The following is a 5,219-nucleotide window of genomic DNA, read 5'->3' as shown; positions in this document are numbered from 1 at the left end:
ATAGCCGTAATTGGTGGTAAATACTGCCACTGACTGGGCTACCTGCGTCAGTTCAAGCGGAAATGAGTCTGAGAGCTCACCGACGACAAGGACCTTGCGATTTTCAAAAAACTCAAGCTGGCGGGCAACAACCTGGCTTGCAGCAGTATAGGACATAACGGCCTCAGTTTAGCTTTACATGGAGTAAGGGCGCGAATTGTTCCATAAATCACTGGCTATGAAAAGGCGATCAAAGCCGCGAAGAGGCGGCTTTGTTACGGGAGGGTGAAGATCAGGGGCTAGCTTTGATCCTGATTGTCCAAAAAGTCTTTGAATTCGACTTCATAGAGTTTGAACAGTACAAGGGTGACGGCAAAGATAATCGGGCCGTAAATCAGGCCGATTAAGCCGAACAGGTGCAGGCCGCCGAGAATCGAGAAAAAGATCAGCAGGGTGTTCATGCTGGAGTTGCCCTGCATCAACAGCGGACGAAGGAAGTTGTCGATGGAGCCGACCACGACAACACCCCAGCCAGCCAGAAACATCGCCCATTCCCACTGGTCGATCAGCAAGAGGTAGATAGCGGCTGGCAGCCAAATCAGGGCCGTACCGAATACCGGAATGAATGAGGCAAAGGCCATCATCGATCCCCAGAACAGGCCGGGAAAACCTGCCAGCCACATTGCAAAACCGCCCGCGAAACCCTGGGCCAGCGCTGTGAGGAATGATCCCAGTACTGCCGACTTGGCTACCTGCTCGACTTCCGTCAACACGGCATCTTCCTGGCTGCGGGATAGCGGCAGGACATGGCGAATGGCCGATACCATTTTCTTGTGGTCCCGAAGCAGGAAGAACAGCACAAACAGCATCAGCATAAAGCTAATCACAAAGTTGGTGGCATCCCCGAGAAGCCTGGCGCTGATATTTAGCAACTGGGCACCAAACTTGGAGGCCGCTGCGGCAATCTTCTGAACAACGGCCTGGGCATCAAGCGGCTCGAAAGGCGAGTACTGTTCGATAAGCGATAGGGCTTTTACGGTGATCGGGTGAGACAGCACCTCTTTGGCACCGCCGGTGGTTAGCCAGACATAGCTATCCTTGGAAAAGGTCGAACCCTGATGGACAATCGAGGTGAAGACAATCAGTACCGGGATCACGATGATAAAGGTGAGCAGGGTACATGAAATCATCGCGGCCGCATTGGGCTGGCGTGGAATTTTCGCCTCGACCCTTGCATGCAGCGGGTAATAGAGCAGAGAAATGATAAAGGCCATCACAATCGGCCCCAGATACGGTTCTATCAGGCGGTAGCTCGCATAGGCGGCGAGCGCCAGTGCGGCGATCAGCATCCAGTGACGTGATTCGGCTTTAAAGGGTTTGGGCACTGTGATTATCCTTTCTGTTTGTTAACACTACATCGAGCGTGGCTTATAATTGCATCCGCTTGCGTAAGTAGCAATCGTTTATAAATCAAATATTTTAACTGTTGAGAGGCTCGGAGCTATGGGGTGTTGTGACTGCGGCTGCGAAACGAAAAAAAAGCGTAGGATTCCGCTGGCGGTATGGGTACTCGTGATACTGGCAGCCCTTGCGGTCTTTTTTTGGCAGTAAGGGGTATACCTGTTACAAAAAACGCCACTCGAAGAGTGGCGTTTCAATCGGGGTTGGTGTTGGCGGCTTAGGCGTTGGCTTCAGCAGCCAGAGTTGCAAAGGCAAAGTCAGCAGCGTCCAGGGTAGCTTCGATTTCTTTCTCGCCGTGAGCCAGTGACGTAAAGCAGGCTTCGTAGGCTGATGGTGCCAGGTAAACCCCTTTTTCCAGCATTAGGTTGAAGAAGCGCTTGAAGCGCTCGATGTCGCACTTGGTGACATCATCAAAGCAGGTGACACTTGACTGCTCGGTAAAGAAGAAACCGAACATCGCACCGACCTGGTTGGTCTGCAGGGCGATGCCGTGTTTGTCAGCAAGTGCCTTGAAGCCGTCAGCCAAACGCTGTGTGGTGTTGGCCAGACGCTTTTCGTTACCTTCTTTGGTCAGAACGCTCAGGCAGGCATGGCCGGCAGCCATCGCAACCGGGTTGCCCGACAAGGTGCCCGCCTGATATACCGGGCCGGTTGGCGCGATATATTGCATCACATCACGGCGGCCGCCGAATGCGCCGACTGGCATACCGCCACCGATCACTTTACCCAGCGTGGTCAGATCCGGCTTGATATTGTAGTACCCCTGTGCACCACCTTCCGATACGCGGAAGCCAGTCATGACCTCGTCAAGGATCAGCAGGGCACCGAACTCGTCACAGATCTCGCGCAGTCCTTCCAGGAAGCCCTGAACCGGTGGGATGCAGTTCATGTTGCCGGCTACCGGCTCGACGATAATACATGCAACCTGCTCAGGGTGCTCGGCGAATGCCGCGCGGACAGAATCCAGATCGTTATAGGTGCATGTCAGTGTGTGCTTGGCAAAATCTGCCGGTACACCCGGAGAGCTTGGCTGGCCCAGTGTCAGGGCACCCGAGCCGGCTTTTACCAGCAGGCAATCGGCATGACCGTGGTAGCAGCCTTCGAACTTGATGATTTTATCGCGGTTGGTAAAGCCGCGGGCAAGGCGGATGGCGCTCATGGTTGCTTCGGTACCGGAGCTCACCATACGTACCATTTCCATTGACGGTACCAGTTTGGAGACCAGCTCCGCCATGGTCACTTCCATTTCGGTCGGGGCGCCGAAGCTCAGCCCCTGTTGGGCTGCCTTGATCACGGCATCACGAATGGCGACGTGGTTGTGACCCAGAATCATAGGACCCCAAGAGCCAACATAGTCGATATAGGCTTTGCCATCAGCATCAAAAATGTAGGCGCCGTCAGCTCGCTCGATAAACAGCGGGCTGCCGCCGACACCGGCAAATGCACGAACCGGTGAGTTCACACCGCCAGGGATCGTTTCTTGTGCTTTAGCAAATAAATCAGCTGACTTGCTCATGGTTATGTCCTATTTTTCAAATATTACCTGATTTAAAGTGTCGGCATTGTACCTAAAATTCCGGGAACTTGGCGAGAGAATTGAAGGAATGTGCGCCCGGCCAGATCCTGCCGTCGTTTTGGCACGGATGGAAAGCTAGTTTTCATCATTGGCTGTGTAAAAAAAGGGTATTGTCAGCTACTCTTAGCGCAGACGAATTTCGTCCTTCCTGTCTGCCCCTGCCGGGGCAATCTACTCAATGATACGGCTGACTAATGACTGACAACACCCAAGGCACTCCTGCGCCTGAACGCCTGCAACCAAGCGGGTTGGTTCGGCGTTTTCTTTCTCGTGATAAAACACCGGTATCGGTACTGTTTCTTTCTGCACTGGTTGGCCTGGCCGCCGGTCTGATTGCTACCTTGTTTGAAATTACGGTTCACTGGGTGTCCGAGCAGAGAACGGAGTGGCTGAGAGACGTCATTAGCAGCTGGCTACCATTATGGCTGGCGGCATTTCTGATTAGTGCGGTACTGGCTTCGATCGGGTATTACCTGGTACATCGTTTTGCGCCGGAGGCGGCAGGCTCCGGGATCCCCGAAATAGAGGGAGCGATGGATGACATCCGCCCGGTTCGCTGGTGGCGGGTACTGCCGGTGAAATTTATCGGTGGTCTGGGGGCGTTGGGATCCGGCATGGTGCTTGGTCGAGAAGGGCCCTCGGTACAGATGGGCGGTAACATCGGCCGGATGGTTTCGGATATTTTCCGCCTAAAGGATAAGGAAGGACGCCATGCCCTGCTGGCCTCCGGTGCCGCGGGTGGACTGGCGGCGGCGTTCAATGCGCCGCTGGCCGGGATCATGTTTGTGGTCGAGGAGATGCGGCCGCAGTTTCGCTACAGCCTAATTTCTATCAAGTGTGTGTTGATATCGGCCATTGTTGCCAATATTGTTTTTCGCAGTATTCAGGGACAGCATGCGGTGATCACTATGCCGCAGTATGATGCACCGGTACTGAAGTCTTTGTGGCTGTTTTTGCTGCTCGGGATGTTCTTCGGGGTGTTCGGCGTTGTGTTTAACCGCCTGGTGACTCTGTCTCAGGACCTGTTTGACCGTATTCACCGTAATGAGCGCAGGCGCTATATACTGACCGGGACCATACTGGGCGGGTGTTTTGGCATATTGCTGCTGTATTTGCCCGAGCTAACCGGGGGAGGGATTGCTCTGATCCCGAGTGCGACTCACGGCGAGTACAGTGTCAGTCTGTTGCTGATCCTGTTTCTGGCCCGCGTCGCGACAACCTTGTTGTGCTTTGGCTCCGGCGCGCCGGGAGGTATCTTCGCCCCGATGCTGGCCCTCGGTACCTTGTTCGGGACCTTCTTCGGCTCGGTGGCCCAGCTGGCTTTTCCCGATCTCGGTATCGAGCCGGGGATGTTTGCCATTGCCGGGATGGGGGCATTGTTTGCCGCGACCGTAAGGGCACCAATTACCGGGATTTTGCTGGTGATTGAGATGACCAATAACTACCACCTAATTTTGCCGCTGATTATTACGACGCTGGGGGCGACCATGCTGGCCCAAGTGTTGGGTGGGCAACCTATTTACTCTCTGCTCTTGCGCCGCAAGATGGAAAAGGAAAAAATTGCTCAAAGAGCACAGTCTGAAGTGGTCAATACTTGAACGAGATAGTCAGGTATTAGATAATCAGGTTAATTACCGTATGTGTTTGAGAGGTTTTTAATGAGCGATGCCAATTTGCCGCTGAATTTTTCTGATGTTGCAGCGAATAAAGTGAAAGCGCTAATCGCCGAGGAAGAAAACCCAGAGCTGAAGCTGCGCGTTTACATCACCGGCGGTGGTTGTAGCGGCTTCCAGTATGGTTTTACCTTTGATGAAAAAGTGAATGATGGCGATACCACGATTGAAAACAGTGGTGTGACGCTGGTGGTAGACCCTATGAGCCTGCAGTACCTGCTCGGCGGTACGGTTGACTACACCGAAGGCCTTGAAGGGTCCCGCTTCTTTGTGAACAACCCGAATGCGACGACAACCTGCGGTTGTGGTGCATCATTCAGCGTTTAATCGCCAAAAACAGCAATAGCTTTCACGTTGCTCTACTGATGCAGTGAGAGCAACTCAGATAACAAAAAGCCGTCACATCCGTGACGGCTTTTTTGTTGATGGGCATTTTGGCTAAAACGGCGCGGTTATACCAATCTGGATAAGTAGTTGTTCAGATAGTTGCGCAGGAAAAATCACTTAGAACAAGGCATGAATTGCTGCTA

General features: G+C 53.4%; 4 protein-coding genes and 1 pseudogene. 2 read left to right on the top strand and 3 right to left on the bottom strand.

The window, feature by feature from the left end; translation table 11 throughout:
• The 3 genes and pseudogenes from MHN01_RS15990 to hemL all read right to left on the bottom strand — a co-directional run.
• Positions 1–156 (bottom strand): annotated as a pseudogene (locus tag MHN01_RS15990) (16S rRNA methyltransferase); the annotation flags it as partial.
• Positions 157–278: 122 nt separating this feature from the next.
• Entirely contained in the window at positions 279–1,364 is a 1,086-nt protein-coding gene (locus MHN01_RS15985; RefSeq protein ID WP_370646511.1) for an AI-2E family transporter, read from the bottom strand.
• 293 nt (positions 1,365–1,657) lie between these two features.
• Positions 1,658–2,956 carry a glutamate-1-semialdehyde 2,1-aminomutase gene (gene hemL / locus MHN01_RS15980; protein ID WP_239412256.1) on the bottom strand — a complete coding sequence of 433 codons (1,299 nt, stop codon included), beginning with the start codon at positions 2,954–2,956 and terminating at the stop codon, positions 1,658–1,660.
• Between the two features lie 254 nt (positions 2,957–3,210).
• Here hemL and clcA point away from each other — a divergent pair, with 254 nt between their 5' ends.
• Both clcA and erpA read left to right on the top strand, forming a co-directional pair.
• Entirely contained in the window at positions 3,211–4,614 is a 1,404-nt protein-coding gene (clcA, locus tag MHN01_RS15975) for a H(+)/Cl(-) exchange transporter ClcA (RefSeq protein WP_239412255.1), read from the top strand.
• A gap of 60 nt (positions 4,615–4,674) precedes the next feature.
• The gene (gene erpA, locus MHN01_RS15970) at positions 4,675–5,016 is read left to right on the top strand and encodes an iron-sulfur cluster insertion protein ErpA (protein WP_075762593.1); all 342 of its coding nucleotides are present in this window, start codon (positions 4,675–4,677) and stop codon (positions 5,014–5,016) included.
• Positions 5,017–5,219 lie beyond the last annotated feature (203 nt).

It is taken from the genome of Photobacterium sp. OFAV2-7, assembly GCF_022347985.1.
In the GTDB taxonomy this organism is placed as follows: Bacteria; Pseudomonadota; Gammaproteobacteria; order Enterobacterales; family Vibrionaceae; genus Photobacterium.
This window is presented reverse-complemented; position numbering and strand designations above follow the sequence as displayed.

Bases quoted from the DNA above. Each gene is read 5' to 3' on its own strand.
- hemL (WP_239412256.1), bottom strand. From the start codon at position 2,956: ATGAGCAAGTCAGCTGATTTATTTGCTAAAGCACAAGAAACGATCCCT.
- clcA (WP_239412255.1), top strand. From the start codon at position 3,211: ATGACTGACAACACCCAAGGCACTCCTGCGCCTGAACGCCTGCAACCA.
- erpA (WP_075762593.1), top strand. From the start codon at position 4,675: ATGAGCGATGCCAATTTGCCGCTGAATTTTTCTGATGTTGCAGCGAAT.